Here is a 26,908-nt window from a genome sequence, read left to right as displayed (position 1 = left end):
TGCCGTGGACCAGTACGACGTCGATGCTTTCGCCGTGCTCGACTCGCCCCACCCGCAGGAGGATTCGACTCCTGCCGAGATACCGGTTATGAAAGAGGAGGTTACTTACCGGACGAGTACCTCGGCGTCCGGAGGGGGAGCAGTTGGCATCGGTCGCGATCTCGACCAGTCCTACGGCAAGACCGAGATACGTGACTCCATCGTCTTGCTGAAGGACGGTGCGGAACAGTTCGCCCAGGTGGGGGTGCAGGAGCGCAAAGGGCGTGGTCTCCAGGACCGCGAGGCTCTGCAACGACTGGCGGCGACCTACGTGCCACCGCCGGGGCTGCTCGACGTGCCGATCGACGGTGAGAGCGAAACGGCCTTCGAGACACTGCGCCGACGTCGGGTCCTGCTGATCGGAGCTCAGGAGATCGACTGCGGCCAGTTCGCCGCTGCGCAACGGCTCGGCTACGAGTTGCAGGAGAGGCATTCGGAGCTCGTCGTCCGGGAAGAGCTGAGTGACCCGGATTTTCGGTTGCGGGCCGACGCGTTGTTTGTCGAGCAGGAACCCGCCGTTGTGCTCGTCGACCTCCGCAGGTCGAGCCAGGACGATCTCCTGGAAGTCCAACGCGATTTGGTCGAGCTCACCCAGCAGATCGAGCGCTACCGGAGTTACTTGATCCTGCTCGTACCACCCGACCACATGAGCCGGTTCGAGAAACAGCTCCCCGAACGGATGCACATGCTGGGTAAGCCTTCCTCGGTCGAAGTGTTCGAATGTCACTTGGTGGGGGAGGACGCTCGTGCGCTAGTCGAGCGAACCGAATCGGCTTCGGGTCTGGAGAGTCTGTGGCCGCCGAAGGTCGCGGAACTCGCGGAAGCCGTCTCGAATCGCAGCAAACACGGCGACGATCCGGAACGTGTTTTCCGGGACCTGCTCGACAACGAGCTGCACGGTCGAACTGACGAACTGCGGGCCAAGATTCACCAGCGGCAGGTGACGGGGAACTCAGAGTGGATCGCTCTCCTGCTCGCAGCGTCCGCCCTGGAGAGCGCTTCGACCGAGCACATCGTGGCAGCCTCCGATCGGATGCTCGAGTACAACCGTGCCGAGGTGGAACAATCCGTTCCGCTGCTGCGCTTGAGCCCGTTCACCAGGCTGCGCGGCCTCGACGACGAGAACTTCGACGTCGGAAGTCGGGAGTTCCGACCTCCGGGATTCGGAGCTCAGGTGCTCCGCCACTTCTGGCGGGAGCATCCGGATCTCCGGAAACCGATGTTGGACTGGATCGGGAAGTTGCCCGGCGAGATCCGCGACTTCGAACGCCACGAACTGGAGCTGCTCGTCGACCGGGTCGCTGATCTGGCCGGTGTTGGAGGCGCCGAGCTCCCGCTCAGGCTGGCCCGCAAGTGGTCGATGACCAAGGCGGGCAGGGAATCGGGTGGAGCCCAGACGTCTAACAGCGCCTCGGACCGCTCTCGACGCTCCATCGCGGTGCGCCTGCTGACCACCACGGCCACGGATCTGTTCCTGGGCAAGAGCGTTCGGCAGAGGCTCTGGGCCTGGTCGAGGGAGGGGAGCGCCGATCTTCAGCTGGTGACAGCGGAGGTGTGCGCGGGTATCGGGCACTCGTTCCCGCGAGTGGCGTTGACCCGGCTCAAACACCTGGCGAACGCGGAGAACGGCTTGGTTCGGGAATCAGTGCGGGAGGCTGTTCAACAGATCGGTATCCAACTCGGTGGTTCCCAGTTCCTGCGGTATCTATCGGAGTGGTTCGACGGGGCCTCGCCAGCACGTCTGCGCCTCCTGTCGGAGGCTGTCGCGGAGGTGCTGCGGGAGCAGAACGGTGAGGTCGATGCCCAGCTGGCGACGTCCTTCTGGCAGCGAGCTCTCGGAGCCATGCCTCCGGAGGACAGCCGGACTATCGTCCAAAGCTGGCTCCGAGCAGCATCCGCGGTTTCCCCAGCTCAACGGGATTCCATGGTGGAATCGCTCGTCCAGGCCACCAGCTGCGACTCGATCAGGATCGCGCAAGTGGAACACGCCAGCCGGATCGAGCGCGCCTCGCTCGACCTGAGTTCTCTCAGAGACGACTCGTTGACCTCGGTGGTGCACCAGCTTTGGACACGGCTGGACGAAGTGGACCCCGTCTGGCGATAGGAGGGAGTGAACGTGCCGGTGTCCCAATGGAAGCGGCTGCTGTTGCACCGCTGGGAAGCTCGGGAAGGTGTGTCCTCCTCGAACGATGAGCATTCCTTTGAAGGTCCGTGTTCGGGCCGCTCCAGCACGGACGTCCTTTCACTACCCAGCGCGGACGAGCCACTGCATTTCGATGTGAGTCTCTCGCTGGAGGCATATTGGGGCGGGAATGTACCCGCTCCTTCCGCCCTGATGGACATCGCTTGGGCTGGGCTCATCCATCGAGCTGCGGAAGTGAGCAGGCAGCACGCATTGACCGCCACCGAACGATTGCGGGTTGAGCTCAACGCGGCCCTCGTCGTGTGGTGGCGGGTGGGTGGAACGAACGTGTACGTGCGCGGGCAGTGCTCGTCGCGGCGGTCGCCGCTCGTGAGGAGGCGACGCGTCGGCACGTCGCGTTGTCGTGGCAGAACCAACAACGCAGTAATCAGGAGGAGCGGATGTGCTCGGTGCTCCTCGACCCGCTTCGGGCCACGGCCTCCTGGTTCCTCGACAACCAGGACAAACCCGAGCAAGTGGTGGCCGTCGCGCAGCAGTTCCACGAACTCCGCGAGGTCATGAGCACTGCGACGCGATCGGAATCCGTGGGTCAGCTCGTCGACAAGCTATTGGCAGCCACTGATGAAACGGTACACCTTCGTGTGATTTCCACTTTGCGAAAGGTGTTCATCAATTACAACAGGGAGGACTTGGCTGCTCGATTGGACGAACGTGGAACAGGTGAAACAAGCGACCATTAGGATCTGTTGGAACTAGTGAGCCGAGCGATCGGGGGCAGGTTGCGAACCTGTCCCCAGCGCGTGCATGAAGGCTCTCATCGATGTTGTTCTTGTCTGCGTCTCGCGCGACCTGGTTCGCGGAATGGTTTCGACGATGCGGGGGCGTAGGGACTAGCGAGAACACGAGTGAGCAGGGACCCGAAGATGATGATCTCGGCTTCCGTCATATCGTGCGTCAGCGTTCGTTCGCCTGCCGCGTGGCCGAGGTGGCTCGTTGGTGGACGGCCTGCCCTTTCGAGGTCAGGCTGACACCGGTGGCCCGCCGATCATTGTTGACTTTCTCGTGGCACAGCCGGCCGGATGCGATGACCTGGTTGCTCTAACGCACCATGCGTCTGGCTGGTGATGTCGAGCATCTCGGCCAGGTCCGTTGGATCATCGGGCCGTGTTTCGTACGGCTCAGTTCTGTCAGTGCGGGGTGTTCTCGCGGAGCAGGGCGTGTCGTCGTTCGGGAGGGCGACCGGGGCAGGAGGAGCACTTGTCCTCGCCGGGAGCCCGGTAGAGCAGGCAGCACGAGGTTCGCTTGGTGAACAACCGGGACGCGTTCTCCCGCGAGTCGATCTCGGTGTAGCGCGGTGCGGGCATCGGGGCGTTCATGGCCGCGACCAGCGGTTCGGCCAGGGCGGTTGCCCGCTCTGGCGCACCTCGTGCGCGTCCTGCCCAGAGCAGACACCCGGCGATGGCGTCGGTCGCGATCGCCCAGAGGGGGCGTTGTCGTATCCCGGCGGTGGCGGCCACCGAGGCGATGCTCCGTTCGAGGGTCCGCCGCAGCTCTTCGGCCAGTGGTTCCAGCCGGTCGCTGCCGGAGAGCACGTTCACCGAGGTGATGCCGGACAGCCTGCTGTCCGGCTGCCAGTGCAGCCGCAGATCGTCCAACCGGGGCGACAGCGCCTCACCGGTGACGACGTACGAGGCGATCGATGGTGCTATCAGCCTGCTCGACGTCGAGAACCACCACAGGGTGGCCAGCACGCGCGCGTCGTCGGTGTGCCAGATCCGGCCGCGCAACCGCAGCTGCTCGGCCATCCAGTCGGGATCCTCGACGAGGGAAGCGGGTATTCGCCCGCGGTTCTCATCGGGAAGCAGCCGAGCGTGCTCGTTGGGGTCCATCTCGTCGAGCGTGCGGGTGAGCAGTTGGTTCGCGCGCGTGCTCATGTCTCTCCTGGGGACGACGGCGGATCGCGGTCCGCACGGCAACGGGCGGATCAGTTTCCGAAGAGGACCGTCGGAGCACCCGTGCGGGGATGGGTGCCGATATCGGTGTGTCCGCCGTACACCTCGGACAGCGGCAAGTCGGTGAGCGCCTCGGCGGAAGCGCCGATCGCCACCGTTTCTCCCGCCGCCAGCAGGCGAATCCGGTCGCGGAAATCAGCCACCGGGTTCAGCTCGTGCGGCGCGGTCAACACCGTGGCGGCGCGTCGTGATCGGTCGCGTCCGGCATGGGGCCGGGCGAAGATACATCTCGCCGGGTGGCGCATCGGTCCTCAATCCATCGTCGAGCGATACCTGCGCCGCAGCCGGTCTCCTGGCTTCCGGATCGTCACGTCCGCGCTGCCTTCCCGGCGCTTCGGCCAGTGGCGTCGTGGTGCGGGACGCTCCCCGGTCACAGTGGCGAGGACCACGCCGGACTCTCACCGGCTTCCCGTGCACTGCGGCGAAAGCCGAAGCTACACGCTCGATGCGCGGTGTTGGACCTTCGCATGACATTACCCACTCGCTCACCCCCGGCGGGACTGCCGGATGTGCGAGCCGAGGTTGGGCTTGTGCTGCGTGGTGGCGCTCGGGACAGCGCATGCACCGGCGAATTGACGTCCTCGGCGGAGAGCGCCCCCTATCGGGCAGCGGGATCGATGACCCCCGGGGCGTTACCGGGATCGGTTTGGGTGCGAGCTGGTGCTCGGCTGGCCGGCGGCCGTGGGTGGACGTGACAGCACGGAGGGCGCAGGATCCCGGTGGCGGAACAGGCGAGACCTACGAACTTTCGAACGGACGGGAGAAGCATGTCCCTGAGCGACTTCCCGCGTTATCCCCTGCTGTTCGGGCCCAGCCCGGTCCATCCGCTGGAGCGTTTGAGCGACCATCTCGGCGGGGCGCGGGTGTGGGCCAAGCGGGAGGACTGCAATTCCGGCCTCGCCTTCGGCGGCAACAAGATCCGCAAGCTGGAGTACCTGGTTCCGGACGTCCTGGCCAACGAGTCCACCCACCTGGTCTCGATCGGTGGTGTGCAGTCCAATCACACCCGCCAGGTCGCGGCCGTCGCAGCGAAGCTCGGGTTGCGGGCGCGGCTGGTGCAGGAAAGTTGGGTGGATTGGCCCGATGCGGTCAACGATCGGGTCGGAAACATCCAGCTCTCACGCATCATGGGTGCGCGGGTCCAGCTCACCGATGCCGAGTTCGGCATCGGGTTCAAGCAGAGCTGGCAGAACGCGCTGGATGAGATCCGAGCGGAAGGGGGCACGCCGTACGCGATACCGGCCGGTGCCTCCGATCACCCGCTAGGCGGGCTCGGCTTCGCCAACTGGGCCCACGAGGTCGCCGAACAGGAACGCGAGCTCGGCGTCTTCTTCGACACCATCGTGGTCTGCAGCGTCACCGGTTCCACGCACGCCGGCATGATCGCCGGTTTCGCCGAGCAGCAACGACCCCGCCGCGTCCTCGGCATCGACGCCTCCGCGAAGATCGACAGCACCCGCGGTCAGGTCGCCAGGATCGCGCGCGACACGGCGGAGCGGATCGAGCTGGGCCGGGAACTGCGGGACGAGGAGATCACCGTGCTCGAGGGCTGGGCGGGTGAGCACTACGGGATCCCCGTGGACTCGACGCTGGAAGCGATCCGGCTTACCGGCAGACTGGAGGGTGTCATCCTCGACCCGGTTTACGAGGGCAAATCGATGGCTGGACTCATCGACCTCGTCACCTCCGGTGATATCGGATCGGACAGCAACGTGCTCTACGCACACCTCGGTGGCCAACCCGCCCTGAACGCCTACAGTGCCCTGTTCCGGGACTGACCCACGACTCGGCCACGCCGATCGGCGCTTCGGCCGATTCGCGGAACTCTTGGCACGGTCACTCCGCCACCGACACCCGCTTCACCCTGGCCGTCATGCCCGACACGCAGTACTTGATCGACGAGGGCGGTAGCAGGAGTTGGTTGCTGCTCGCGCTGGACTGGCGGGTCTCCGGTCGCGGCGTGCGGTGGACGCAGGGTGTGCTGAACGAGCACCCCGAGCTGCCCACGATCCTGACCACCCACGACCTGGTGTGGGCCGAGGACGAAGGGCTCGCCCACCTCTCCGACCACAGGCAACGGCTGTGGGAGGGGCTCATCCGCGGCAACGACCAAGTCTTCCTGGCGATCGGCGGCCACTACTGGCCCTGTGGTCGCACCACGCTGACCAACGACGCGGGCAACACCGTGCACCTGCACCTCGCCAACTACCAGACCGCTACTACGGCGGTGCCGGGATGATCCGGCTGTACTCGTTCGATCCGATGCGCGGCATGATCGACGTGGCGACCGAGACGTTCCTCAAACTGCCCGAGCCGTTCCGAGGTTCGCACGCCTGGATGGGCATCCTCGGCTGGGAGGGCCGCGCGGGGGAAGCGGGCAAGGACGGCGGTTACTCGACCGACGACGCGCCGTGCGGCCTCGCGCTGTCCGGCGAGCGGTTTCTGCAGTACGTGGTGTATCCGCACAACCGCGACGACGACCCCACGTGCTGGAGTCACGCCCTGGCCGTCGGGCAGTGGGTGCACGTGGCCGTGGTCAACGACGGTCGACACACCACCGTGTACGTGGATCGCTCGAAGGTCGCGCGCAACGCCGCCGCCCGGTCGAAGGGGATCACCACGCTCGGCGAGCCGTTCGCGCTCGGGGCCAAGCAGAGCGCGGGGCGCTACGGCCAGGGCTTCCACGGCTCGCTGGGTGATACTCGGATCACCGCTCGCGCGCTGCGGCCCGAGGAGTTCCTCAGCGCGGTGGGCTCGGACCACGGGCGGGGGCGCTGATCGGTACGAAGATCGAGGCGCGGCCGGGCCACCATAGCGGCTGAGTCGGAGTCCGCAGCGGTCTTCACCAGGGACGCACGCCGCCGTAGAAGGTGTTCTCGCCGAGCTCGTGCGTCTTGCGCATTACCCTATCGGGGTTGTCACCGGTGTTGCCCTCGATCAGGGTGACCTGCTCGCCCTGGATCTTCTCGACCACACCGATGTGGTGGCTGGAATCGGGGGTAGCCGGTCCGGTGCCGAACAGCAGCACGTCGCCCGGTCTGGCGCTCTCCAGTTGTGCGCTGCCGTAAGCCGTGCCCTCGGTCCGTCCGGCCGTGTAGACGTCGCCCGTGAAGGCGAACTCCTCGTTCTCGACGTCCACGCCAGCCTTTTCCCAGGTCGTCATGGCGAACAGGGCGCACCAGGGCACGCACTGCTCGGAGTACTCGTGGCAGTTCTTGCCGGTCTCTTCGGTCCCGAGCTCGGCCTGTGCCGCCGTGACGATCTCCTCCCGCACGGTGCCGGGCTCGGCCGCGATCACCGGCGCTGCCGCGTCTCCGTTCGGGGGTTCGGGTGGTCCTTCGGGTGAGGGGATTGTGAGCACGGCAGCCGTGATCGCGACCGCCGCCGACAGGCTCGTCACGATTCCCAGTACCGCTCTGTTCCTGCGTGGTCGGCCTGCGGCGGGTGCTCCGTTCCGGTCATCTCGGTGAGTCACGCCCAGCACCTCCCGCTCGGCGTTGACGAGTTCACCACCCGATATACCGTTCTGGGAGTGCGTATAAACGTTCCCCCGGTGCGCGGCCGTGGAACTTCCGGACAAGGGCGAGCCGATGCGCTGCTCGGGGGCAGCTTTCGACGAATTCAGTTTCCCGCTTCGACGGCCCGCCAGAACGCATCGACGCGGAAGTTCCATTCATCCGGTATTTCCTGGAAGGGTTGATGGGCCTCTTTTTCCATGATTTCGAACCGCGCGTGGGGAATTTTCTCGGCCACGGCGCGGCACAGCTCCGGACGCGCGGTCGGGTCGAGACCACCGGCGAGGACGAGCGCGGGTACGGAGATCAGGGGGAGGCGCTCGGTCGTTTCGTGCTCGATGAAGCTGTCGAGGAATCGCTGCACGTCCTCGGGAGTTTGCTTGTGGGGGAAGGCGAGCACTTCCTCGATGAGTTGGTCGACGGTTCCGTCGTTGTGCGCTCGCGCCGTGTAGATGTCGAGGAAGAATCCCTCGAGGAACGCCCGTTCGCTCGGAGCGACCTCCACCAGCCAGCGGACGAACCTGGCCCACGAGCGGAGGTAGGGGTCCATCGCCGGCCACGTGCTCTGCAGCACCAGGCTGCGCACGAGCTCGGGGTGGCGCAGGGCCAGCTCCTGGGCGATGATGCTACCGCCCGAGAAGCCCGCCACGTGGGCGGAGGGAACCTCGACCGCACGGAGGAGGTGCGCCGCGTCGTCGGCCATCGTCTCCACGGAGACAGGGGTGGCGGGCATCGCTGTCCGCCCCGCCCCCCGGTTGTCGAAGGCGATCAGGTGATAGCGGTCCGAGAGCCCGTCGAGCTGGAACTGCCAGGACTCGACGGTATCGCCCAGTCCACCGATGAGCAGGACATCCGGTCCTTGTCCGGTCTGTTCGGCCCAGATGTCGAGCTCCCCTGCGCGGATGTGCGTGCCCATGCCTAGCGCTCCTGTCCGTGGCCGTGCCACTTACGTGGGTGATCGGGGTGTGTGCGGGTGAGCACCGGGTTCGAGGGAGTGGTTAGAAGTCCGGGGCGGATGGTGCGCCCGGAAGTAGTCGAGGACGAGCACCGTCGACACCGTTCCGGGGAACCTCCCAGGACGTCGGGAACGCATCGGCCTGCGGCCAGGCGCAGCCCGCACGCCAGGTGGTTCCCGGCTCTGCTGACGTCTCGGTGAGCGCGTACTGTCCCGTGGAGGTCAGCGGGGACCCCGTGGGTTCCGCGACCGCCTCGCTCGCGGTGGTGGTCGCCCGCTCGTCTCGCATCACGCCCTCCCTCGCCGGGACCTCACGCGGATGACTCCACCGTCCTCCCCCATCGGGGTTCGCGCTCCGCGGTGTGAGCGACAGCCGTGGTTCTCCTGCCGTGCGCTGGTGCAAGCTTGCGGTGGGGCCTCGTTCGTGGATCCTTCTCCGGAAAGGACTGCCGTGCAGACGTTCCTTCCCTGCTCGGAGTTCGCGTCGGTCGCGCGAGTGCTCGATTCCCGACGGCTGGGCAAGCAGCGAGTGGAGGCGTTGCAGGTGCTGCGGGCTCTGACCGTCGCCCACTACGGTTGGCGTCACCACCCCGCCGCGAGCATGTGGGCCGGGTACGAGGAGGCACTGACCCGCTACGGTCTCGAGATCTGCCGGGTCTGGTGCTCGACCGGGCGAGCCGACACCTGCGCCTCGTCGCTGCGAGCGGACCTGGTCAGCGGTCTCGGGCTGGACAGCGTGCGCACGCAGGAGTCGCTGGCCGGGGCGGGGGAGTTGCCACCGTGGCTCGGTGATCCGGTGTTTCACCGCGCCCACCAATCGGCGCTGGTGCGCAAGGATCCCGACTACTACGGCAAGTGGTTTCCCGAAGTGCCGCCCGATCTTCCCGCCGTGTGGCCGGTATCCGACAGGCCGCGCCGCACGCTGTGAGACCGCACTCCGAATGGCGGCGAGCTCTCCTGACACGGCGGCAGCGAGGAGCCGGTGCGGACAACCGGAGTGCCCTCGCGGCGTTGCCTCTCGACCCGGGCCACCGTGTGCACGGTGTGTTGCCCGGTGGACTCGACGGAGACCATTCCCTCGAAGTAGTCGGGCAATCGGTTCGTGTCGGCTAGGTATTCGAACAAGGACGCGGCGTCGGTGCGCACGGTGGCGCTGTGTTGGTAGTCACCCATGGTCGATTGCTATACCGGCCCCAATGCCTCTCTGCCCGTTGCGTAGCAGTAAAACCACGGATCATATTCACAAGGGAGAGTCGGGAACCGCGTCCTGTCGTGCGCCCCGTAGCACGCCGCCGCTCGTCGTCGGCCGCGGAGGTGCGGGAGGTGCGATTGTGGATGAATGGTCCTTCCCCACGAGATCCCGGCGTAGTTCCGGGGTGGCACCGGAGTGTTACGGCTGTTTCGCTGCGAACGCATCGCGGTCGAAATTCGCCGTCACCGGACTCGGTCCGCTTCCGTAGCGCTCGAGCCGCTCGGACAGGGGACGGCGAGAAAGATCGTAAGGCACTGACTCCTTGCTTGGCCGTTCGAACGGGGCGGCATCCCTGGGTCGGTGGAGTCTCGGCGGCCAATACCCACGACAGCCGCGCGTTGATCCCTGGCACCGGCGGATCCGCCTCAGAATCGAGATTGAGTTCCGAAGCGGGCTCTCAGCGATCAGGGAATCGGCTTTATTCGCGGAACGGTCCCAGACGATCGTCCGGTTGCCATTATTCAGAAACGCACCGGCCAAAGCGGTGCCCATCATGCCGATCCCCAGAACTGTCACGGGTAGCCGATTGTTCTCCGTCATCGACAGGTTTCTCCGGTGGGAAATACCACGGCAGGGCAGTAAAGTACCGGCGAGTGGTGGTTGTTCCCACCACTCGCCGGAGAACGATTTCGCGGCGGCGATCCCGGTTGACGGATGGTCGGAACTCATCCGTGCGGCCGTTGATTACGCGCCGCGGAGAACCTGGGAGAGTCGAGCGAAGCTCTCCGCACCGTACCCGGCCTCCGTGGCCCGTTTCGCCAGCGCCGTGGCCGCGTTGAGCACACCGGTCTCGATGTCGCGGTTGTGGGCCGCGTGGATGATGTGGTCCATGCCCGCTGCGGCGGACTGTATGTTGGAGATGTCTCCGGTGAAGCGGTCCTCGTCGATTCGTTCGGCGAAGTCGGACATGATGTCGGGCAGTAGGTTGACGATGCCCTTGGCGTAGGGTGCAAGGTCGACCGCTTCGATCCCTTCGGCCTTGGCCAGTGCGAAACCGTGCACCATGCCTGCCATGCCGGTCCAGAACATGTCCAGCAGGGAAACGTCGTGCGCCGCTGCCCTGCCCGGATCCGTGCCCAGGTGCGCGGCCGTTCCGCCCAGGTTGGACAGCGTCGGTTCGTGGGACTCGTAGAGAGCCTGCGAACCGGCGTAGAGAACGACGGCCGCTGCTCCCCCGATGGTCGGTGCCGGAGTCATGATCGCCCCGTCCAGGTATTCGATGCCGTGCTCGGCCGCCCAGTCGGCCATCTCGCGGGCCCGTGCGGGCGAGTCGGCGGTCAGGTTCACCAGCGTCTTGCCTTTCAGCGCGGTGGCAGCAGGCTCGACGATCGCCCGCACCGCGTCGTAGTCGATCACGCAGGCGATGACGAGATCACTCGCCGCGACCGCGTCGACGACCGTCTCCGACCGGTTGACTCCCTCCGTCACCAGGGCATCCGCTTTCGACGCCGTCCGGTTCCACACCGTGGTGGGGTGGCCGTTGTGCAGGAACGCTCCGGCTAGAGCCTGGCCCATCGGACCGAGCCCAAGGATCGTGACCGGCTCGCGGTTGGCCGCAGTCATTGCTGTGTTCCTCCTTCGCGGCGACCGTTCCAGGGTCGTTCCGCTTCTTCTGCTGTCTTGTTCGGCAGCCACCATCGCTTGGTCCGCACCATCCGAGGATGCTGTACCGCTCACGCTGGCGTAGCCCGCTCAGGAGTCACTCTCGATCCGCTCACGTCCACTGCCCGCGAGCCGGACCGTTCCGGACAGGACGACATGGGGAATCCCATGGGGCCGAACGGAGGTATACAGCCCCGGAAGAATGAGCCCGCAGGAACCGTCGCGAATCCTTCCGGAAGGATCCGGCCGCGCGGATAGTCTGGCGGTATGCGATTCGGAATCCTCGGACCTCTGGCCGTGTGGACGGCGGACGGCCTGCCGGTCACGGTCCCCGAGTCCAAAGTGCGAGTGCTACTGGCAACCTTGTTGGTCCATGATGGTCAGCTCGTCTCCGCCGAACGGTTGTGTCACATTCTCTGGAGTGAGGAGCTGCCGCGAAATCCCACGGCAGCCCTGCAGACGAAGGTGTGGCAGTTGCGACGGACCTTGGACGGTGCGGAATCCGGCGCGGCGACCCTCGTCGAGTACTCCGCGCCCGGATACCTGCTCCGCGTCGAGGATGCCGAAGTGGACGCGAGACGGTTTCAGCGCCTCATCACCGGCTCCCGGCACACCGAAGGCCCCCGGGCGCGCGCCGACGCGCTCGCCGACGCCCTCGGACTCTGGCGCGGCCCGGCACTCGCGGATTTCAGGGACGAGGAGTTCGCGAGTGCGGCGATCACTCGTTTCGAGGAGCAATGGATCGCGGCGGCGGAGGACCACGCCGAAGTGCTGCTGGAACTGGGCGAGGACCGAGTGCTCGTGGGTGACCTGGCGGACCTGACTGCCAGGTATCCGCTACGGGAGCGGTTGCGAGGGCTGCGCATGCGCGCACTTCACCGTGCCGGTAGGTCGAGCGAGGCGTTGCAGACCTTCGACGAGTTTCGGAGCTACCTCGGCGAGAATCTCGGGGTCGAACCGAACAACGAGCTGGTGGCGCTTCGTCAGGCGATCCTGCAGCGGTCCACCAGTCTCGATCCCGTGCCGCCGTCCTCGGACAAGGCGGCGGTCTCCACACCGGGCAACCTCCCCTCCTTGCTCACCCCGCTGATCGGTCGGGACGCCGTCGTAGCGGAGCTTCGTGAGCTGCTGGACGGAAACCGACTGGTCACCCTGACCGGCACCGGCGGAGTGGGGAAGACGAGACTAGCCCTGGAGCTGGCCACGACTCTGACCGAGACCTTCGTGGACGGGGTGTGGCTGGTGGAACTGGCACCGCTGGCCCCGCCGGGAGAGGTGGACGAGGCCGAACTCTACGACGCCGTCGTCAACCAGGTCGCGAGCACCCTGGAGATACGTGGCGAGGCCACTTCGAGCGGCGGACCCGGTGGTGGATTCCCGACTCCGCTGTCCGAGCGGTTGAGGGACGCTCTGCGTACCAAGCGGTTGCTTCTCATCCTGGACAACTGTGAACACCTGGTCGAACCGGTCGCCAAGCTGGTCGAGAAGCTGTTGAAGGCGGCACCCGGTCTGCGAGTGCTCGCGACGAGTCAGGAGGCGCTCGGTGTCGTCGGCGAACAGCTGCACAACGTCCCACCACTAGTGGTCCCGGATGGTCCGGAAAGGATGGAGGAGGCGAGTGCGGTCGAGCTGTTCGTGACGAAGGCGAGCGCGGCCTCTCCCGGCTTCCGGCTCGACCGGTCCAACATGCGAGAGGTGCTCGCCATCTGCGAGCAACTGGACGGGGTCCCGCTGTCTCTCGAGCTGGCCGCGACCAGAGTACGGGCACTGGGCACCCGCGAGGTGGCGGCGCGGTTGGCGAATCGGTTCGAACTGCTCACCGTCGGATATCGCGGCGCGCCCGCGCGGCAGCAGACCCTGCGGGCGACGATCGACTGGAGCTGGAGCCTCCTGAGCGCTTCCGAACGGTCCGTGCTGTGTCGACTCGTCCCCCACATCGGCGGTTTCACCCTCGGTGCGGCCGAACAAACGTGTGCGGACGAGGGAATCGACACTTCGCGAATTCTCGATCTGGTCGCTCGTTTGGTGGACCGGTCCCTGGTCGCGGCTTCGGACGGCACCAATGGACGGCGGTTCCACTTGCTCGAGTCCATTTCGGCCTATTGTGCCGAGCGCCTGCGCGAGTCCGGTGAGCACGCACGGGTTCAGACCCGTTACGTGTGTTACTACACCGATCTCGCCGAACGGGCCGTACCGCAGCTGCGCGGGCCGAACCAGCGAAGCTGGTTGGAGCGCTTGGACGCGGAGGCGGCCAACCTCCGCAACGCACTGGATGTCGCCGTCCGGTACGAGCTCGCCGAGCTGGGACTGCGACTCGTGAACGCGTTGGCGTGGTACTGGTTGCTGCGTGGCCAATCGGGTGAAGGAAGTCGATCCTGCTCCGCGGCCCTCACGATCGTGGGGGACAGCACGGCCGATAACCGTCTTGCCGCGCTCTGCTGGCGGGCCGGTTTCGCGTTCCGCGCCGATGAGGGCGAGTCCCCGCTGGTCGAGTGCGACCGAACGTGGGAGTTGAGCACACGGATCGAGGACCCGCTGCGCAGAGCCACCGCGCGATGGTTCCTGAGATTCGCCCAGCTCGGCTTCGGCGACCGGCAACGGAGTGAGGCCCGGATCGATCGGGCGTTGGAGGACCTTCGTGCCGCTGGAGATCGGTGGGGCGTCGCCGCGGCGCTCAGCGCGCGTGCCACCCAGGCACTCATCAGCGGCGATCTGAGTACTGCTCAACGCGATGGTGCCGAGAGCGCCGCCGCGTACCACGCACTAGGGGACGCCTGGGGACAGCTACAGGCAGGCAACGTGCTGGCTCAGCTCGCTGAGATCAGCGGCGATTACGAGCGGTCGGCCGGGCTGTACAGCGAGGGACTGCACATCGCCACGTCACTCGGTTTGTGGACGGACGTGGCGTTGAAACTGTCCGGGCTGGGACGGGTCGCGCTGTTGCAAGGCGACTACCCGCGGGCCCGGGAGCTGCACGAACGAGCGATGCGCTCGGCCGCCGAGCAGGGTTTCCCCTTCGGGGAGCAGTTCGCCGAGGTGGGGTTGGGTATGGGGGCACGCAGGGAGAACGACCTCGATACCGCGGAGAAGCACCTGTCGCGATGGCTCGACTGGTGCCGCCGCACGGACGGTGATCCGGGTGTCGCGCTGATCCTCGCCGAACTCGGCTTCGTGGCCGAGCAGCGCGGCGACGCCCCCACGGCGTTGCGCTATCACCTGGAGGGGCTCGGCGTCGCGGGCAGGGATCTCCGAGCGATCGCGCTGGTGGTGGAAGGCGTCGCGGGTGCGGTGGCCGCCGCCGAGGAGTGGAGAGGCGCCGCGTTGTTGCTCGGCTCCGCCGAGGCAGCGCGCGAGACGGCAGGCGCTCCGCTCCCACCTGGTGAGCGGGGGGACGTGGAGCGGATCACGCTGACGGCACGGCTGGGGACGGATGCCGGGAACTTCGCCGCCGGTTTTCGTCGGGGCCGGGACCTGGCCCCCGCACAGGCCCTGTCCGAGGCGTTGGGCGAGAGCGCGCTCGCGGGTCACGTGAATGGCCTCTTCGGCTCGGAGCTCTCGGGGATTCGCGGCCTGTAGCTGGACCGAGGGGTTGGATCTATTCGTTTCCGGTCTCGTGCGGGGTGTCTTATGGGATTGGCTGCTCGGGTTCGGCCCCGGTCTCGTTGCCTTCGTACGAGACGCGGATGTCCCTCTCGGAGTCACCGACGACCGTGATGTCTGACAATGCGCCGCTGTCGCCGTATTCGACATTGAATCCGGTCAGTTTCCCGCCCGGTGCGGCGGCCGTGATGTCGTTGGTGATCGCGTGGCGCTCGTACTGCCCGGTGCGGTTGCCGCAGGACCGGTAGAGCGTGCCGGAGTTCTCGACCCGGAAATCGTTGATCAGCATGGTTCCCGGGCCGTTGTGCTGGAAAACCTTGTCCTCGGTTGCCCGCGCCCCGCCACCGTCGATCACCATCGGGTTCGAGGGGCAGGATCCGAAACAGCGGGTGAGCTCACGGCCAGGGGGCGGTGGGGCTCGGCGTGTCCGACAGGAGCAACCACAGCCGTGCACAGCACTGCCAACGGCGTCCGCCGCACCTCCCGCTGAGTAGCCACGGGTGGGGCAGAGGAGTCAGCGAGCGCGGCCTTTGGCACCAGCGAACCAGGCGTGATCGGCTGCGTCCGAGCGGATCTCCGGTGACCGCTGGGAAACCTCACTCCGAGCATCGTTGCGACGTCGGGAGTTAAGCGTGCACCACATTCCGTCGTCAGCCGTAACAGCCGCGTTCGCCGGCGGGTGAGAAGCCGCGTATCGGACTCTCGGCGGAGCTCTGGGGCCACTCGGAGTGTTCGGGCGGGTCCGCTGTGACTGTCGTGGCCGGCCGCGACGCGTTGTAACAGGTCTCGCGGCGGGATGACCGTGGCGGTCGCGCGACCTCCTATAATTCGGCCGTACCGGTGTCGTTCTCCGAAGCGACGCGCGGGAACAGTGATTTCGGGAAAGGGGATCAGTGAGTACACAGGCGGAAACGTTCGAATTCCAGGCGGAATCCCGCAAATTGTTGCAGTTGATGGTCCACGCCATATATTCGAACAAGGACACGTTCCTGCGCGAGCTCGTTTCCAACGCCTCGGACGCGCTCGACAAGGTGCGGCTGGAGTCCTTCCGCGACAAGGACCTGGAGGTGGACACCTCCGACCCGCACATCCTGATCGAGGCCGACAAGGAGCACCGCACGCTGACGGTGCGCGACAACGGCATCGGCATGTCGCGGGACGAGGTCCAGGACCTCATCGGCACGATCGCCAAGTCGGGCACGGCGGAGCTGCTGCAGCAGCTGAAGGAGACGCAGGACGGCGCTGCCGCGCAGGAGCTGATCGGTCAGTTCGGACTCGGGTTCTACGCCAGCTTCATGGTCGCCGACCGGGTGACGCTGCTGACCCGTCGGGCGGGTGAGAGCACCGGCACCCGGTGGGACTCGACCGGTGAGGGCACCTACACCCTCGAGACGGTCGAGGAGGCCCCGCAGGGGACGGCGGTGACGCTGCACCTGAAGGCCGAGGACCAGGAAGACAGCCTGCTCGACTACACCGACAGCACGACGATCACCGGCATAATCAAACGCTACTCCGACTTCATCTCGTGGCCCATCCGTATGGAGGTCGAGCACACCGACTCCGAGGGCGAGACCACGCGGCAGGTCGAGACGATCAACTCGATGAAGGCGCTCTGGGCGCGCCCCAAGGAGGAGGTCGACGAGGAGGAGTACCGCGAGTTCTACAAACACATCAGCCACGACTGGAACGACCCGCTCGAGACGATCCACCTGCGGGCCGAGGGCACGATCGAGTACCAGGCGCTGCTGTTCGTCCCCTCGGTCGCTCCCTTCGACCTCTTCACCCGGGACCACAAGCGCGGCGTCCAGCTCTACGTCAAGCGCGTGTTCATCATGGACGACTGCGAGGAGCTCCTGCCGGAGTACCTGCGCTTCGTCAAGGGTGTGGTGGACGCGCAGGACCTCTCCCTCAACGTGTCGCGGGAGATCCTGCAGCAGGACCGCCAGATCCAGATGATGCGCAAGCGGCTGGTCAAGAAGGTCCTGTCCACGGTCAAGGACATGATGAGCCAGGACCCGGACAGCTACGCGAAGTTCTGGGAGCAGTTCGGTCAGGCCGTCAAGGAGGGGCTGCTCAACGACGTCGACAACCGCGAGCAGATCCTCGAGATCGCCTCCTTCGAGTCCACGCACGATGCGGAGAGCAAGACGACGCTGCGTGAGTACATCGAGCGGATGAAGGACGGTCAGGACAGCATCTACTACATCACCGGTAGTTCGAGGTCCAAGGTCGAGAACTCCCCGCACATCGAGGCCTTCCGGGACAAGGGCATGGAGGTGCTGCTGCTGACCGACCCGGTCGACGAGATGTGGGTGGAGTCGGTACCGGAGTTCGACGGCAAGCCGTTCCAGTCGATCGCCAAGGGCCAGGTCGATCTCGACGAGCAGGACGAGGACGGCAAGGACGGCGAGCGGCAGCAGGAGTTCGCCGACGTGCTGTCCTGGATGTCGACCAAGCTCGCCGAGGACGTGAAGGAAGTACGGCTGTCCTCGCGCCTGAGCTCCTCACCTGCCTGCGTGGTCGGTGACAACAACGACATGGGGCCGACCCTGGAGAAGATGTACCGGGCCATGGGGCACGAGGTGCCGCCGGTGAAGCGCATCCTCGAGGTCAATCCCGACCACCCCCTCGTGAGCGGGATGCGCGACTCCTACGACAAGAACGGGGAGAGCCAGGAGTTGAAGGAGACGGCCGAACTCGTCCACGGCATGGCGCTGCTGGCCGAGGGCGGTGAGCTCCGCGAGCCCGCGCAGTTCACCAGTCTGCTGGCCAACAGGCTCGCCCAAACGCTGTGAGGACTCCGCGTCCCGGGGTCGGAGAGCGGTCGCTCTCCGACCTTGCCCGGGGCGGGTAGGCTGCGGGCGCACGAGATCGTCGGAGAACCACGATTCGAACCCGACACGGGAGTCCGGAGCGGACATGAGCTATCCGCCACAACCCTGGTGGCTGTGCGGTGAGATGTCCGTTTCGCTGTGGCGACTGCCGAAGCGGCTGCTCCCCGCTGTCCCGGAGGGACTGTCTCCGGTGCTGCTGGGGGATACGGGCATCGTCGGTACCGCCTGGGTGCTCTACCGGTCCGGGAGCGTGCTGGAGTACAACGAGCTGCTCGCCGCCGTACTCGTGCGGCGTGGCGCCCGCCTCCGTGCGTGTATCACCCACATCTGGGTGGACAGTGCGGCCTCCCTGCGAGGCGGTCGTGAGTTGTGGGGCATTCCCAAGGAGCGGGCCACGTTCGGGGTCGATTCCGTGGAGCCGTTGCGGATCGAGGCGCACGGGATCGCCTCGGCGTCCCTGCGCGACCGGGTGTCGCTGCCGGGGAAGTGGTCGTTGGGCTACCGGATCGCGCAGTCGATGGCGGGTGGAATCGCGGAGAACCGGGTGCGGGCGCGCGGTCGCGTTGCCGTGCGCACCTCGTCGTGGCACCCGGATCCGCACGGGCCGCTGGGGTGGTTGCGGGGGCGTGAGCCTTTCCGCAGCCTCGCGCTGCACGACTTCGAGATGCGGTTCGGGGAGAAAGCGGATTCGTCCGTCCAGGGGTGATGCGTCCCGGTCGCGGAGCCCGTGTGTCCCCTGCCCGGCCACGAGAGCCACACCCGCTCGACTGACAGCACTCGGTGGGCGGGAGCGGTGTCCGCTCCCGCCCACCGAAGAGTGGCTCCCACCTGAACGGTGTCCCGCGGGGGCGCGCTCGGCCGGTGTGACCGTCAGCCCCAGCCCGCCTGCGCACCCCCGACGCGTTGCTCGGCCAGGTACCGCTGGTGGCCGGACTCGGCGTAGGCGCGCATCGGTTCCTCGGGCAGCCCGCGCGAGGCGCGCCACCGCGCCAGTGCCGGTCGGACGTCGGTCTGGAAGGCGTCCATCAGCACTTCGTTCGCACCGAGCACGTCGTGCTCGGCCTGGGCCTTGTCGAGGGCCGCCCGGTCGACCAGGAGTGCGCGTGCGGTCATCTCCTGCACGTTGAGCACCGAGCGGATCTGACCGGGGATCTTCTCCTCGATGTTGTGGCACTGGTCGAGCATGAAGCGCACCGGGGAGTTCTCGCCGAGACCACCGTTCGCGATGACCTCGTACAGGATGCGGAACAGCTGGAACGGGTCGGCCGCGCCGACGATCAGGTCGTCATCTGCGTAGAAGCGCGAGTTGAAGTCGAACGAGCCGAGTTTGCCCAGCCGCATCAGCTGCATGACGATGAACTCGATGTTGGTTCCAGGCGCGTGGTGGCCGGTGTCCAGGCAGGTCAACGCCCGGTCGCCGAGCGCGCTGACCTGCGCGTACGAGGTTCCCCAGTCGGGGATGTCGGTGTGGTAGAAGGCCGGTTCGAAGAACTTGTACTCCAGCACGAGCCGTTGGTGCGCGTCGAGCCGCTCGTAGATCTCGGCGAGCGACGCGGCGAGCCGGTCCTGACGCGCCCGCAGCGAGTCCTGACCGGGGTAGTTCGTCCCATCGGCCAGCCAGATCTTGAGATCGGTCGATCCGGTGGCGTGCATGATGTCGATGCACCGGAAGTGGTGATCGATGGCCTTGCGCCGTATCGCGGGGTCGGAGTGGGTGAGGCTGCCGAACTTGTAGTCCTCGTCCTGGAACGTGTTGGCGTTGATCGTGCCCAGCTCGACTCCGAGATTCTCGGCGTGGGCCTTGAGCTCGGTGAAGTCCTCGACGTCGTCCCACGGGATGTGCAGCGCCACGGTCGGCGCGAGCCCGGTCATCTCGTGAACCTTGGCGGCGTCGGCGATCTTCTCGTGCGTGTCGCGCGGGGTGCCGGGAGTGCCGAACACCTTGAAGCGGGTGCCGGAGTTGCCGAACGCCCAGCTGGGCAGTTCGATGGACTGGCGGGCGAGCGTTTCGGTGATCTCGTCGAAGCGATGCGGTACGGTCATCGTTCCCCTTCGTTCGGATCGGCGTTGTCGAGTACCGGCGTAGTGCTCGCGTCCTGGTGGTGCTCGTCGAGCGCGGCGAGCTGGTCCTCGAGGTGGAAGACCTCTTCGAGGGTGATCGCGGTCTGGTCGGCGCGTCCGCTCCGGTCTACGAAGAGATCGGCCATGTACTCCTCCCAGATCGCGGCCACCCGTGATTCCGCGAGGTGGGCGTCCGAAGCGGACACGGAGTCCGTCTCGTAGTAGCCGATCAGCAGCCCGTCCGGACGCAGGAACAGCGAGTAGTTGCGTCGTCCCGACGCCTCGAGCTCGCGCAGCATCTCGGGCCACACGGCCGCGTGGCGGCTCCGGTACTCGTCGAGGCGGTTCGGATCGATCCACAGCTGGAAGCACACGCGGGTCACGAGGTCATCACCGGGTCCTCCGCTGTCGCGGTTCCGTAGCGCTCCCGCTCGATCTGCTTCAGGTCCTTACCCTGGGTGTTGGGTGTCCACAGTGTGCCGATGAGCAGGGCGGCGGCCAGCAGGCCGAGGATGAGCAGGCCGAGCCCCTGCAGCCCGATCTGTGCCAGCAGCATCGGGAACCAGACGCTGAGCACGCCGACGAGCACTCGGGCGGCCAGGAACAGCACGCCCTGTGCGCTGGCGCGGTACTGCGTCGCGAACAACTCGCTGGTCCACAGACCGTAGAAGGCTTGCGCGCCGACGCCCATGGACACGCCCCAACCGATCGCGAAGAAGAGCAGGGTGAACATTCCCGGCGGGACGTAGATCAGCGCGGCCCATGCGAGAACGCCGAGCAGGGCGCTGGAGCAGTACAGCCACCGGCGGCTCATCCGGTCGGCGAGCCGCATGAAACCGAGGTAGGTCGCCGCGCTGGTGCAGCCCCACATGAGCACCTGCAGCAGGTACTGCTCGGTCACGGACGTAACGCCCGCCGCTTCGTACACGCGCGGCTGGAAGATCCCGGACTGCCCGGCCACGGTGTTCCACAGGGCGTAGACGCCGAACAGGAACAGCATCGCGGTGAGGTTGGCCTTCTTGGTGAACAGGCCGCGCAGGCTGCCCAGGAAGGAGGGGCGCTCGTTCGGGGCGTTGTTCTTGTCGCGCCAGATCCCGGATTCCGGCAGGCCGCGTCGCACCCACCAGGTGATGGCGGCGACGACGAACAGGTGCGCGAAGATCAGTCGACTGCCGAGCAGGTCGAGCGGAGCCACGACGACGGCCAGGAAGTAGCCGATCATCGGCCCGATCGACCAGGCCAGCTGGGCGGTGCCCACGTGCGCCGCTCGTTCGTGCGCCGGTGCTTCCTCGGCGATGTAGGTCCACGAGGCGGTCACCCCGGCGCCGACGGCGATACCGGTCAGTATGAAGGCGGTCAGCAGCATCCCGTAGGACGTGGCGAACACGGCCAACAGCACGCCCAGCATGTACAGCAGCAGGTCGTAGGTGTAGATGAACTTCCTGCCGTACCGATCGCACAGCGGGCCGCCGATGGCCGCGCCCGCCGCGGCGCCGAACGCGTTGGCGCTGAGTGAGGCGAGCAGGCCGACAGCCAGGTTGTCCAGGCCGAATTGTTCCTGCCACAGGCTGAGGCTCGTGGCGATCGCGATGATCGATCCGGCCTCGATGTAGTTCGACATGGCCACGGCGATCGTCGCGCGCCACCCCGTCGTGCGGTTGTTTCTGGAACGGACCTCCATTGGCCCTCCCATCCGTTGACCCTGGTCTCTCACGCTCCGACTGCGGAAGCAGTAGAGGTAAATCGTTTCAAAGTGATGCGAACCATAGCGGCCTTCGGGGCTGTGAACAAGGCCGTGCGCGAGATTCGTGCGGACGGGTCAGCTCGCTGTTACGCACCGGATACGTGTGTGCGGAGCGGGTGTCGAGTGCGGGTGGTATCGCCCGGGATGCGGGAGCGGTTACGCTCTTTCGCGTGTTGCCGGGGGTGGAGCTGTTTTGATCGGCGGGGTGGTTGTGCCTGCTCGCTCTTGGTGTGCCGAGATGCGGCATATGGGCGTGTTTCGGTACGGCCGAGTCGGTCGTGGATGACCGAGGCGGCCAAAGAAGCTTAAAACGTTTTATTTCAATCTGGTGTATCGGGAATGCTCTTCGGTGAGCGGAGGCGTGCGTGAATCGGTTCCGTCGGTATTCGCTCCCGCGGCCGGGGCAGGCGCGAGCGGCGCTGTTCCGGCGAAGGAGACGTGCGGTGCGACCGGGCTCGTGATGCGGTGAGGTCGTCGCGACCGCCGAGTACGGGTAGGTGTGGCTCGTGCGGGCATCGGCAGCCTCGGTCCGTTCGACCTGGTCGTCGTGCCCGCTTTCCCCTGGGCGCGGGTGCGCCCGGATCGGTTGGTTAGTGCGTCGCGGCCGGTTCGTACGCGCGGGACCGGTGCGCCTGCCAACACGTCACCAGCAACGCCACCGCCGCGAGGACGACGTAGGCATTGCCGACGAGCTGCTGCGGCACATACAGCAGCGGGGAGACGTCGGCCGCGAGCGCGTGGAACGCTACCTTTCTGCCCGCGACGACGATCGCCACTGCGAACAGGAACCGGCTGATGCTGCGGGTCCGCACCGCGGAACCGAGCAGGATCAGCAGACCGGGAATGGCCCAGACCCAGTGACTCGACCAGGTCGTCGGCGATACCAGTAGCGCGAACACCCCGGTCAACGTCATCGCCACCGGCGGTTCGACCCGGCCGAGCGTGCGTGCGAGCACGACGGTCAGCGCGAGGCACAGCACCGCCCAGAGCCCGTACTCCACCACCGGTTGCGATACCAGCCGGGCGAGCACACCCATGATCGACTGGTTGGTGTCGGCCGCATGACCCATAACGGAGGAGGCCGGACCATAGCGGAACCAGTAGTCCACCGATGCCTCGAAATCGATCGCGAAACCGGTCAGCGTGCACACCACGGCGGTGATGGTGCAGGTCACCGCTGCTCGGAAATCCCTGCGGAACAGGAAGAACAGCAGGAAGGCCGCTGGCACGAGCTTGATCGCGGCGGCGATGCCCACCAGCAGGCCACGCGGCCATCGCGGATTCCGCACGAGGCAGTCCGCGGCGACCAGCCCCATCAGCAGGAGATTGACCTGTCCCTGGGCGAAGCACGCGTAGACGGGCTCCAACCACAGGGGAAAGGGGAGCGCGAGGGCCGCGACGGCGAAGGCGCCGCGAGGCCCCACGCCGGGCCACTGGTGCCGCACGATCAGGTAGAGCGTCATGCCGATGGCAGCCAGGTCCGCAGCCCACATCAGGAACGCTCCCACCGTGACCGGCGGTAGTGCGAACACGCTCAGCGGCAACAGCGCGAACGGGGGATACACCCAGGGCAGCAGATTGCCGCCCCGGAGCGGGGCCCAGTCCTCGATGATGTCGCCGCCGGACAACCAGGTGTGTACGGCCCAGCGGTAGACCTCGAAATCACCCCGGAGGTAGAGTTCCCCACCTTCCCCGCGGAAGAGAGCGGGCAGCAGCACGAACCACACCGAGACGGCCAACAGTGGTATCGAAGCGGCAACGAGGAAACGCGGGTACCGCGTCACCAGGGCGCTCAACCGTTCCCGCGAACCGTTCCTCGAAGCCGGGGTTTCGGGGCCGACCGATGGTTCCGTGGATGTGTGTTTCGAAACTGCCACTCCGATATCCGACCACAATGCCGCGCGCGGCGATCGAGGGGCGGTCCGGAACTGGTCACGGCGCTACTCGATCGAGTGAGATCGCCACGAGTAATGCCCGAATTCCCCGGACTTCGGTCGGCGGGTTCCACGGGACTGCGCGACGGGGAGGTGTTGAACGGGCGAGTCCGTCGTCGGTCGGTTGCCAACGGGATCGTCCTGGTCCCGACCGGCATCCGGTCGACCGGTGACGCAGCGGGACGTGAGAAGCCTGTTGCTCAGGCCGAGCGAAGGTGTTCGAGCAGGTTCCGGGCACGTTTCAGGGAGTGCGCGCGGTTGCCGAGCTCGGACCAGGGGTCACCGTGCTCGCGCAGCCTGGCCGGGATGTCGCGCACGGTGAATTCCCACGGTGTCACCTCGGGAAGCTCGTCCCACCCCAGTGGAGTCGCCACGGGAGCGCCTGGCCTGGCACGTACGGCGTACGGCGCGACAGCGGTCTGTCCGTACGCGTTGCGCAGGTAGTCCACGAACACGCGGTTTCCGCGCTCCTCCTTGCGCTGCTGCACGGTCAGTGTCTCGGGCTCGCGCTCCGCGAGGACCGCGGCCACCTGTCCGGCGAAGTCGCGCACCTCGTCGAAGTTCTCGTGTCGCCGCAACGGAACCAGCACGTGGAAGCCCCGGGAACCGGTGGTCATGACGAAGGAGGGCAGTGAGAGCTCGTCCAGCAGGTCACGGGTGGAGCGGGCCGCGTCGCGCAGGGTTTCGAGGTCGTTGCCCTCCGGGTCGAGGTCGAAGATCAGCCGGTCCGGGAAATCCAGCGCGTCCACCCGGGACGGCCACACGTGCGGTGTCAGACAGGCCTGATCGCTCAGGTACACGAGAGTGGCCGGCTCGTCGCACACCGCGTGCACCGTCACACCGCCCTCCTTCTTGGGGGTGGAGAAACGGCGAATCCAGTCGGGCGCGTGTTCGGAGACGTTCTTCTGGAAGATGCGCTGCCCCGTTATTCCGTCCGGGTAGCGTTCCGCCGCCAACGGGCGTTCTCTGGTGTAACGCACGATGGTGTGGCCGACTTCCCGGTAGTACTCGGCGATGTCGCCCTTGGTGAACCCGTCCTCGGGGAAGAGCACCTTGTCGGCCTTGGACACCGCTACCGAGTGTCCCGCCGTACGCAGGGTTCGCTCACTCATGTCCCACGCTCCCCGGTGACTTCGGAAGGCCGCTTGTCCCGGCGCAGCCCTTGGTAGCTGGGGTGGCGGAGCTTGCCGTCCCGGGTCCACTCGGTGAAGGAGATCTGGGCGACCAGCTCCGGTGCCACCCAGTGCGCACCGTGCTCGTGCACTTCCGCCGCGAACGGGTTGTGCGCCCGCTCCAGCCGGTCGAGTCGCTTGCGCAGGTCCTCCAGGGTGGCCTTGTCGAATCCGGTGCCCACCTTTCCGGCGTAGGCGAGGCCGTCGCCCTCGTAGTACCCGACCAGCAGTGCACCGAGACCAGGACGGCTCCCGGTCGGTTCGGTGAACCCACCGATCACCAGTTCCTGGCTGGCGACGCACTTGAGCTTCAACCAGCCGCGGGAACGCCCGTGCTCGTAGGGGGCGGTGGCGTCCTTGGCCAGCGTTCCTTCCCACCCCCGCGCGCAGGCCCGTTGGTGGTACCGCTCGCCGTCGGTGTGCTCGTACGGGGTCCACCGCAGTGGGTCCGTGAACTCCACCGCGCCGCTCAGCAATTTCTTGCGCTCCCGCAACGGCAACCCGGTGGTGTCGTAACCGGCCAGGTGCAGCACGTCGAACAGGTAGCACCGAATCGCGATGTCCGACGGTGTCGATTCCTCGTCGACGAGCTGCATTCGTTGTTGCAACCGGGCGAAACTGGTCAGTTCACCGTCGAACGCGACCACCTCGCCGTCCAGCACGCAATCCGGTTCGACCAGGCGAGGGATCGCTGCCACGAGTTCCGGATAGGTTTGGTCCAGCGACTTGCGGTTGCGGGAGAGGACGTCGACCCGGTCACCGCGCCGCACGATCAGGCAACGCTCGCCGTCCAGCTTGGGTTCGAACAGCCAGTCGGCGTGGCTGAACGGCTCGTGCACCAGGGTAGCCAGCGTGGGTTCGGACCATTCGGGGGAAGGCTGTCCCCGGAGCTTCTCACGGGACTCGGCACTCAACCTCTCGAAGAACCCGTTCATTCCTGCTGCCCTCCGTGAGCGGCTATCGTGCTCAGATCCGCACCGCTTCGCACGGAACGGGGCTGTTTCTTGAGTGGTTTGCGTCGCCGATCGGCCCCCTCGTCGGCCGTCTTGACCAACAACCACTGGTCCTCGGTGCGTCTGCTCATACGCAACAGCGTGAAACCGCCGCGCAGCTTGTGGCCCTCCAGCCAGATGTCGATCCGTCCTCGGTCCAGCGGCTGGGCGGCGTCCTCGTCCCCATCGGTGCGCGGGCTGTACGAGCCGCTGTCCCACACCAGGACGGTTCCCGCGCCGTACTCCCCTTCGGGGATGACCCCCTCGAAGTCCGCGTAATCGAGCGGGTGGTCCTCCGTTCGGATTGCCAGTCGCTTGTCCCGCGGATCGATGGACGGTCCCTTCGGCAGCGCCCAGGACTTCAGCACCCCTTCCGCTTCCAGACGGAAGTCGTAGTGCAGCGAGCTGGCGTCGTGCTTCTGCACGACGAATCGAGGTCCGGAGTTTCCCTCGTTCGTGCGAGTGCCACCGTGCGGCTCGGTGGTGCCGCCGAAGTCACGCCTGCTCCGGTACTTCCGTAGTTTTCCCCGCATACATCGGGTTTACCCGGCACGCGGCGGTGACAAACGATGTGTCCGACGCCCTGGCTCGGTGTTCTCGGCGCGTGCGACGTGACGACATGATCACCTGGTAGGGCTCGCACCGGGTCGCTGTGACAGGCATGATCGTAATGTGGCCGTGGTTGTTCACGCGCGTCACACCGCTGCGGTCACCGGGTACCGGCCGAACATCGCGACATCCGTTTTCGAGGTGGTTGATGCTCTACTGGATCGTGCTCGGTTCGCTGGTCGCGGTGCTCGGCGTGCCTGCCTCGGTCGTCGTCGTGGTGCTGTGGCGCAGGCAGCGCCGGGTTTCTCGGCAACCGGAGCCCGTGCCGTCACCGAGCACGCGGGCCCAGCGTCGGGTGCGGCGCACCAGGGAGCGTGAGGCTGGTGACGAGGAGGTCACCGATGTGCTGCCCATCGTGGACGGTCGTGGTGATCGGCATGGCACGCGGTAATCGCCTGAACCGGTGAACGCGGCGTGCGCGTCGATCCGCTGTGCCGCCGGGAT

General features: G+C 66.6%; 23 protein-coding genes, 1 pseudogene and 1 riboswitch. Of the genes and pseudogenes, 9 read left to right on the top strand and 15 right to left on the bottom strand.

All coding sequences use genetic code 11. The features are described 5' to 3' along the window. Nucleotides 1-4: 4 nt before the first annotated feature. Entirely contained in the window at nucleotides 5-2,143 is a 2,139-nt protein-coding gene (locus tag J2S53_RS06710) for a hypothetical protein (protein ID WP_456240267.1), read from the top strand. Between the two features lie 383 nt (nucleotides 2,144-2,526). Further along, nucleotides 2,527-2,922 carry a hypothetical protein gene (locus J2S53_RS06705; RefSeq protein ID WP_456240266.1) on the top strand — a complete coding sequence of 132 codons (396 nt, stop codon included), beginning with the start codon at nucleotides 2,527-2,529 and terminating at the stop codon, nucleotides 2,920-2,922. Between the two features lie 447 nt (nucleotides 2,923-3,369). On the opposite strand, the gene J2S53_RS06700 is transcribed toward J2S53_RS06705, so the two are convergent. Then, complete coding sequence (locus tag J2S53_RS06700) at nucleotides 3,370-4,116, bottom strand: (2Fe-2S)-binding protein (protein WP_456240265.1); 747 nt, start codon at nucleotides 4,114-4,116, stop codon at nucleotides 3,370-3,372. A 50-nt stretch (nucleotides 4,117-4,166) separates the two neighbouring features. Continuing rightward, nucleotides 4,167-4,439: a hypothetical protein gene (locus J2S53_RS06695; protein ID WP_456240264.1), complete on the bottom strand. Its 273-nt coding sequence runs from the start codon at nucleotides 4,437-4,439 to the stop codon at nucleotides 4,167-4,169. A 20-nt stretch (nucleotides 4,440-4,459) separates the two neighbouring features. Continuing rightward, nucleotides 4,460-4,630: riboswitch (cobalamin riboswitch) on the bottom strand. Nucleotides 4,631-4,961: 331 nt separating this feature from the next. On the opposite strand from J2S53_RS06695, the gene J2S53_RS06690 reads away from it, so the two are divergent. Both J2S53_RS06690 and J2S53_RS06685 read left to right on the top strand, forming a co-directional pair. After that, nucleotides 4,962-5,972, top strand: a complete 1,011-nt coding sequence (locus tag J2S53_RS06690) for a 1-aminocyclopropane-1-carboxylate deaminase (RefSeq protein ID WP_456240263.1) — start codon at nucleotides 4,962-4,964, stop codon at nucleotides 5,970-5,972. Nucleotides 5,973-6,097: 125 nt separating this feature from the next. Beyond that, nucleotides 6,098-6,972 (top strand): annotated as a pseudogene (locus J2S53_RS06685) (LamG-like jellyroll fold domain-containing protein); the annotation flags it as partial. 64 nt (nucleotides 6,973-7,036) lie between these two features. On the opposite strand, the gene J2S53_RS06680 reads toward J2S53_RS06685, so the two are convergent. The 3 genes from J2S53_RS06680 to J2S53_RS06670 all read right to left on the bottom strand — a co-directional run bounded on the left by J2S53_RS06680 (nucleotide 7,037) and on the right by J2S53_RS06670 (nucleotide 8,953). Continuing rightward, entirely contained in the window at nucleotides 7,037-7,669 is a 633-nt protein-coding gene (locus J2S53_RS06680; protein WP_456240262.1) for a CHAP domain-containing protein, read from the bottom strand. Between the two features lie 146 nt (nucleotides 7,670-7,815). Continuing rightward, nucleotides 7,816-8,625, bottom strand: a complete 810-nt coding sequence (locus J2S53_RS06675; RefSeq protein ID WP_456240261.1) for an alpha/beta fold hydrolase — start codon at nucleotides 8,623-8,625, stop codon at nucleotides 7,816-7,818. A gap of 82 nt (nucleotides 8,626-8,707) precedes the next feature. After that, complete coding sequence (locus tag J2S53_RS06670) at nucleotides 8,708-8,953, bottom strand: hypothetical protein (RefSeq protein ID WP_456240260.1); 246 nt, start codon at nucleotides 8,951-8,953, stop codon at nucleotides 8,708-8,710. Between the two features lie 162 nt (nucleotides 8,954-9,115). On the opposite strand from J2S53_RS06670, the gene J2S53_RS06665 reads away from it, so the two are divergent. Then, nucleotides 9,116-9,592 carry an MSMEG_6728 family protein gene (locus tag J2S53_RS06665; protein ID WP_456240259.1) on the top strand — a complete coding sequence of 159 codons (477 nt, stop codon included), beginning with the start codon at nucleotides 9,116-9,118 and terminating at the stop codon, nucleotides 9,590-9,592. A 462-nt stretch (nucleotides 9,593-10,054) separates the two neighbouring features. Here the strand turns inward: J2S53_RS06665 and J2S53_RS06660 are convergent, their stop codons facing one another. Both J2S53_RS06660 and J2S53_RS06655 read right to left on the bottom strand, forming a co-directional pair. Next, nucleotides 10,055-10,456 carry an NAD(P)-binding domain-containing protein gene (locus J2S53_RS06660; protein ID WP_456242721.1) on the bottom strand — a complete coding sequence of 134 codons (402 nt, stop codon included), beginning with the start codon at nucleotides 10,454-10,456 and terminating at the stop codon, nucleotides 10,055-10,057. Between the two features lie 144 nt (nucleotides 10,457-10,600). Then, the gene (locus tag J2S53_RS06655; RefSeq protein ID WP_456240258.1) at nucleotides 10,601-11,479 is read right to left on the bottom strand and encodes an NAD(P)-dependent oxidoreductase; all 879 of its coding nucleotides are present in this window, start codon (nucleotides 11,477-11,479) and stop codon (nucleotides 10,601-10,603) included. A gap of 306 nt (nucleotides 11,480-11,785) precedes the next feature. On the opposite strand from J2S53_RS06655, the gene J2S53_RS06650 reads away from it, so the two are divergent. Beyond that, nucleotides 11,786-15,094: an AfsR/SARP family transcriptional regulator gene (locus J2S53_RS06650; RefSeq protein ID WP_456240257.1), complete on the top strand. Its 3,309-nt coding sequence runs from the start codon at nucleotides 11,786-11,788 to the stop codon at nucleotides 15,092-15,094. 49 nt (nucleotides 15,095-15,143) lie between these two features. Here the strand turns inward: J2S53_RS06650 and J2S53_RS06645 are convergent, their stop codons facing one another. Continuing rightward, on the bottom strand, nucleotides 15,144-15,476 hold the full coding sequence (locus tag J2S53_RS06645) for a pectate lyase (protein ID WP_456240256.1): 333 nt from the start codon (nucleotides 15,474-15,476) through the stop codon (nucleotides 15,144-15,146). A gap of 535 nt (nucleotides 15,477-16,011) precedes the next feature. On the opposite strand from J2S53_RS06645, the gene htpG reads away from it, so the two are divergent. Together htpG and J2S53_RS06635 are read left to right on the top strand one after the other, a co-directional pair. Next, complete coding sequence (gene htpG / locus J2S53_RS06640; RefSeq protein ID WP_456240255.1) at nucleotides 16,012-17,913, top strand: molecular chaperone HtpG; 1,902 nt, start codon at nucleotides 16,012-16,014, stop codon at nucleotides 17,911-17,913. A 124-nt stretch (nucleotides 17,914-18,037) separates the two neighbouring features. Beyond that, nucleotides 18,038-18,658, top strand: coding sequence for an acetoacetate decarboxylase family protein (locus J2S53_RS06635; protein ID WP_456240254.1), 621 nt, complete (start codon nucleotides 18,038-18,040; stop codon nucleotides 18,656-18,658). 164 nt (nucleotides 18,659-18,822) lie between these two features. Here J2S53_RS06635 and rhaI read toward each other — a convergent pair whose 3' ends face one another. From rhaI to J2S53_RS06600, 7 genes are all read right to left on the bottom strand, one after another. Beyond that, complete coding sequence (gene rhaI, locus J2S53_RS06630) at nucleotides 18,823-19,995, bottom strand: L-rhamnose isomerase (protein WP_456240253.1); 1,173 nt, start codon at nucleotides 19,993-19,995, stop codon at nucleotides 18,823-18,825. Then, the gene (locus J2S53_RS06625) at nucleotides 19,992-20,396 is read right to left on the bottom strand and encodes an L-rhamnose mutarotase (protein ID WP_456240252.1); all 405 of its coding nucleotides are present in this window, start codon (nucleotides 20,394-20,396) and stop codon (nucleotides 19,992-19,994) included. Before J2S53_RS06625 ends, rhaI begins: the two co-directional genes overlap by 4 nt. Beyond that, nucleotides 20,393-21,694, bottom strand: coding sequence for an MFS transporter (locus tag J2S53_RS06620; protein WP_456240251.1), 1,302 nt, complete (start codon nucleotides 21,692-21,694; stop codon nucleotides 20,393-20,395). Before J2S53_RS06620 ends, J2S53_RS06625 begins: the two co-directional genes overlap by 4 nt. A gap of 653 nt (nucleotides 21,695-22,347) precedes the next feature. Continuing rightward, nucleotides 22,348-23,496 (bottom strand): glycosyltransferase family 87 protein, encoded by a 1,149-nt coding sequence (locus J2S53_RS06615; RefSeq protein ID WP_456240250.1) that lies wholly within the window; start codon nucleotides 23,494-23,496, stop codon nucleotides 22,348-22,350. Nucleotides 23,497-23,891: 395 nt separating this feature from the next. Further along, complete coding sequence (gene ligD, locus J2S53_RS06610) at nucleotides 23,892-24,803, bottom strand: non-homologous end-joining DNA ligase (RefSeq protein WP_456240249.1); 912 nt, start codon at nucleotides 24,801-24,803, stop codon at nucleotides 23,892-23,894. Further along, nucleotides 24,800-25,798 carry a non-homologous end-joining DNA ligase gene (gene ligD / locus J2S53_RS06605; protein ID WP_456240248.1) on the bottom strand — a complete coding sequence of 333 codons (999 nt, stop codon included), beginning with the start codon at nucleotides 25,796-25,798 and terminating at the stop codon, nucleotides 24,800-24,802. The genes ligD (J2S53_RS06610) and ligD (J2S53_RS06605) overlap by 4 nt, the downstream gene beginning before the upstream one ends. After that, nucleotides 25,795-26,388 carry a DNA polymerase ligase N-terminal domain-containing protein gene (locus J2S53_RS06600; protein WP_456240247.1) on the bottom strand — a complete coding sequence of 198 codons (594 nt, stop codon included), beginning with the start codon at nucleotides 26,386-26,388 and terminating at the stop codon, nucleotides 25,795-25,797. The genes ligD (J2S53_RS06605) and J2S53_RS06600 overlap by 4 nt, the downstream gene beginning before the upstream one ends. Nucleotides 26,389-26,612: 224 nt before the next feature. Between J2S53_RS06600 and J2S53_RS06595 the strand changes: the two genes are divergently transcribed. Then, complete coding sequence (locus tag J2S53_RS06595) at nucleotides 26,613-26,855, top strand: hypothetical protein (RefSeq protein ID WP_456240246.1); 243 nt, start codon at nucleotides 26,613-26,615, stop codon at nucleotides 26,853-26,855. Nucleotides 26,856-26,908 lie beyond the last annotated feature (53 nt).

Source organism: Actinopolyspora lacussalsi (assembly GCA_030803735.1).
In the GTDB taxonomy this organism is placed as follows: domain Bacteria; phylum Actinomycetota; class Actinomycetes; order Mycobacteriales; family Pseudonocardiaceae; genus Actinopolyspora; species Actinopolyspora lacussalsi.
This window is presented reverse-complemented; position numbering and strand designations above follow the sequence as displayed.

Coding starts and splice junctions, on each gene's coding strand:
- J2S53_RS06690 (WP_456240263.1), top strand. CDS start 4,962: ATGTCCCTGAGCGACTTCCCGCGTTATCCCCTGCTGTTCGGGCCCAGC.
- J2S53_RS06635 (WP_456240254.1), top strand. CDS start 18,038: ATGAGCTATCCGCCACAACCCTGGTGGCTGTGCGGTGAGATGTCCGTT.
- J2S53_RS06650 (WP_456240257.1), top strand. CDS start 11,786: ATGCGATTCGGAATCCTCGGACCTCTGGCCGTGTGGACGGCGGACGGC.
- J2S53_RS06660 (WP_456242721.1), bottom strand. CDS start 10,456: ATGACGGAGAACAATCGGCTACCCGTGACAGTTCTGGGGATCGGCATG.
- J2S53_RS06700 (WP_456240265.1), bottom strand. CDS start 4,116: ATGAGCACGCGCGCGAACCAACTGCTCACCCGCACGCTCGACGAGATG.
- J2S53_RS06600 (WP_456240247.1), bottom strand. CDS start 26,388: ATGCGGGGAAAACTACGGAAGTACCGGAGCAGGCGTGACTTCGGCGGC.
- J2S53_RS06655 (WP_456240258.1), bottom strand. CDS start 11,479: ATGACTGCGGCCAACCGCGAGCCGGTCACGATCCTTGGGCTCGGTCCG.
- ligD (WP_456240248.1), bottom strand. CDS start 25,798: ATGAACGGGTTCTTCGAGAGGTTGAGTGCCGAGTCCCGTGAGAAGCTC.
- ligD (WP_456240249.1), bottom strand. CDS start 24,803: ATGAGTGAGCGAACCCTGCGTACGGCGGGACACTCGGTAGCGGTGTCC.
- J2S53_RS06645 (WP_456240256.1), bottom strand. CDS start 15,476: ATGGTGATCGACGGTGGCGGGGCGCGGGCAACCGAGGACAAGGTTTTC.
- J2S53_RS06620 (WP_456240251.1), bottom strand. CDS start 21,694: ATGGAGGTCCGTTCCAGAAACAACCGCACGACGGGGTGGCGCGCGACG.
- J2S53_RS06675 (WP_456240261.1), bottom strand. CDS start 8,625: ATGGGCACGCACATCCGCGCAGGGGAGCTCGACATCTGGGCCGAACAG.
- J2S53_RS06695 (WP_456240264.1), bottom strand. CDS start 4,439: ATGCGCCACCCGGCGAGATGTATCTTCGCCCGGCCCCATGCCGGACGC.
- rhaI (WP_456240253.1), bottom strand. CDS start 19,995: ATGACCGTACCGCATCGCTTCGACGAGATCACCGAAACGCTCGCCCGC.
- J2S53_RS06595 (WP_456240246.1), top strand. CDS start 26,613: ATGCTCTACTGGATCGTGCTCGGTTCGCTGGTCGCGGTGCTCGGCGTG.
- J2S53_RS06670 (WP_456240260.1), bottom strand. CDS start 8,953: ATGCGAGACGAGCGGGCGACCACCACCGCGAGCGAGGCGGTCGCGGAA.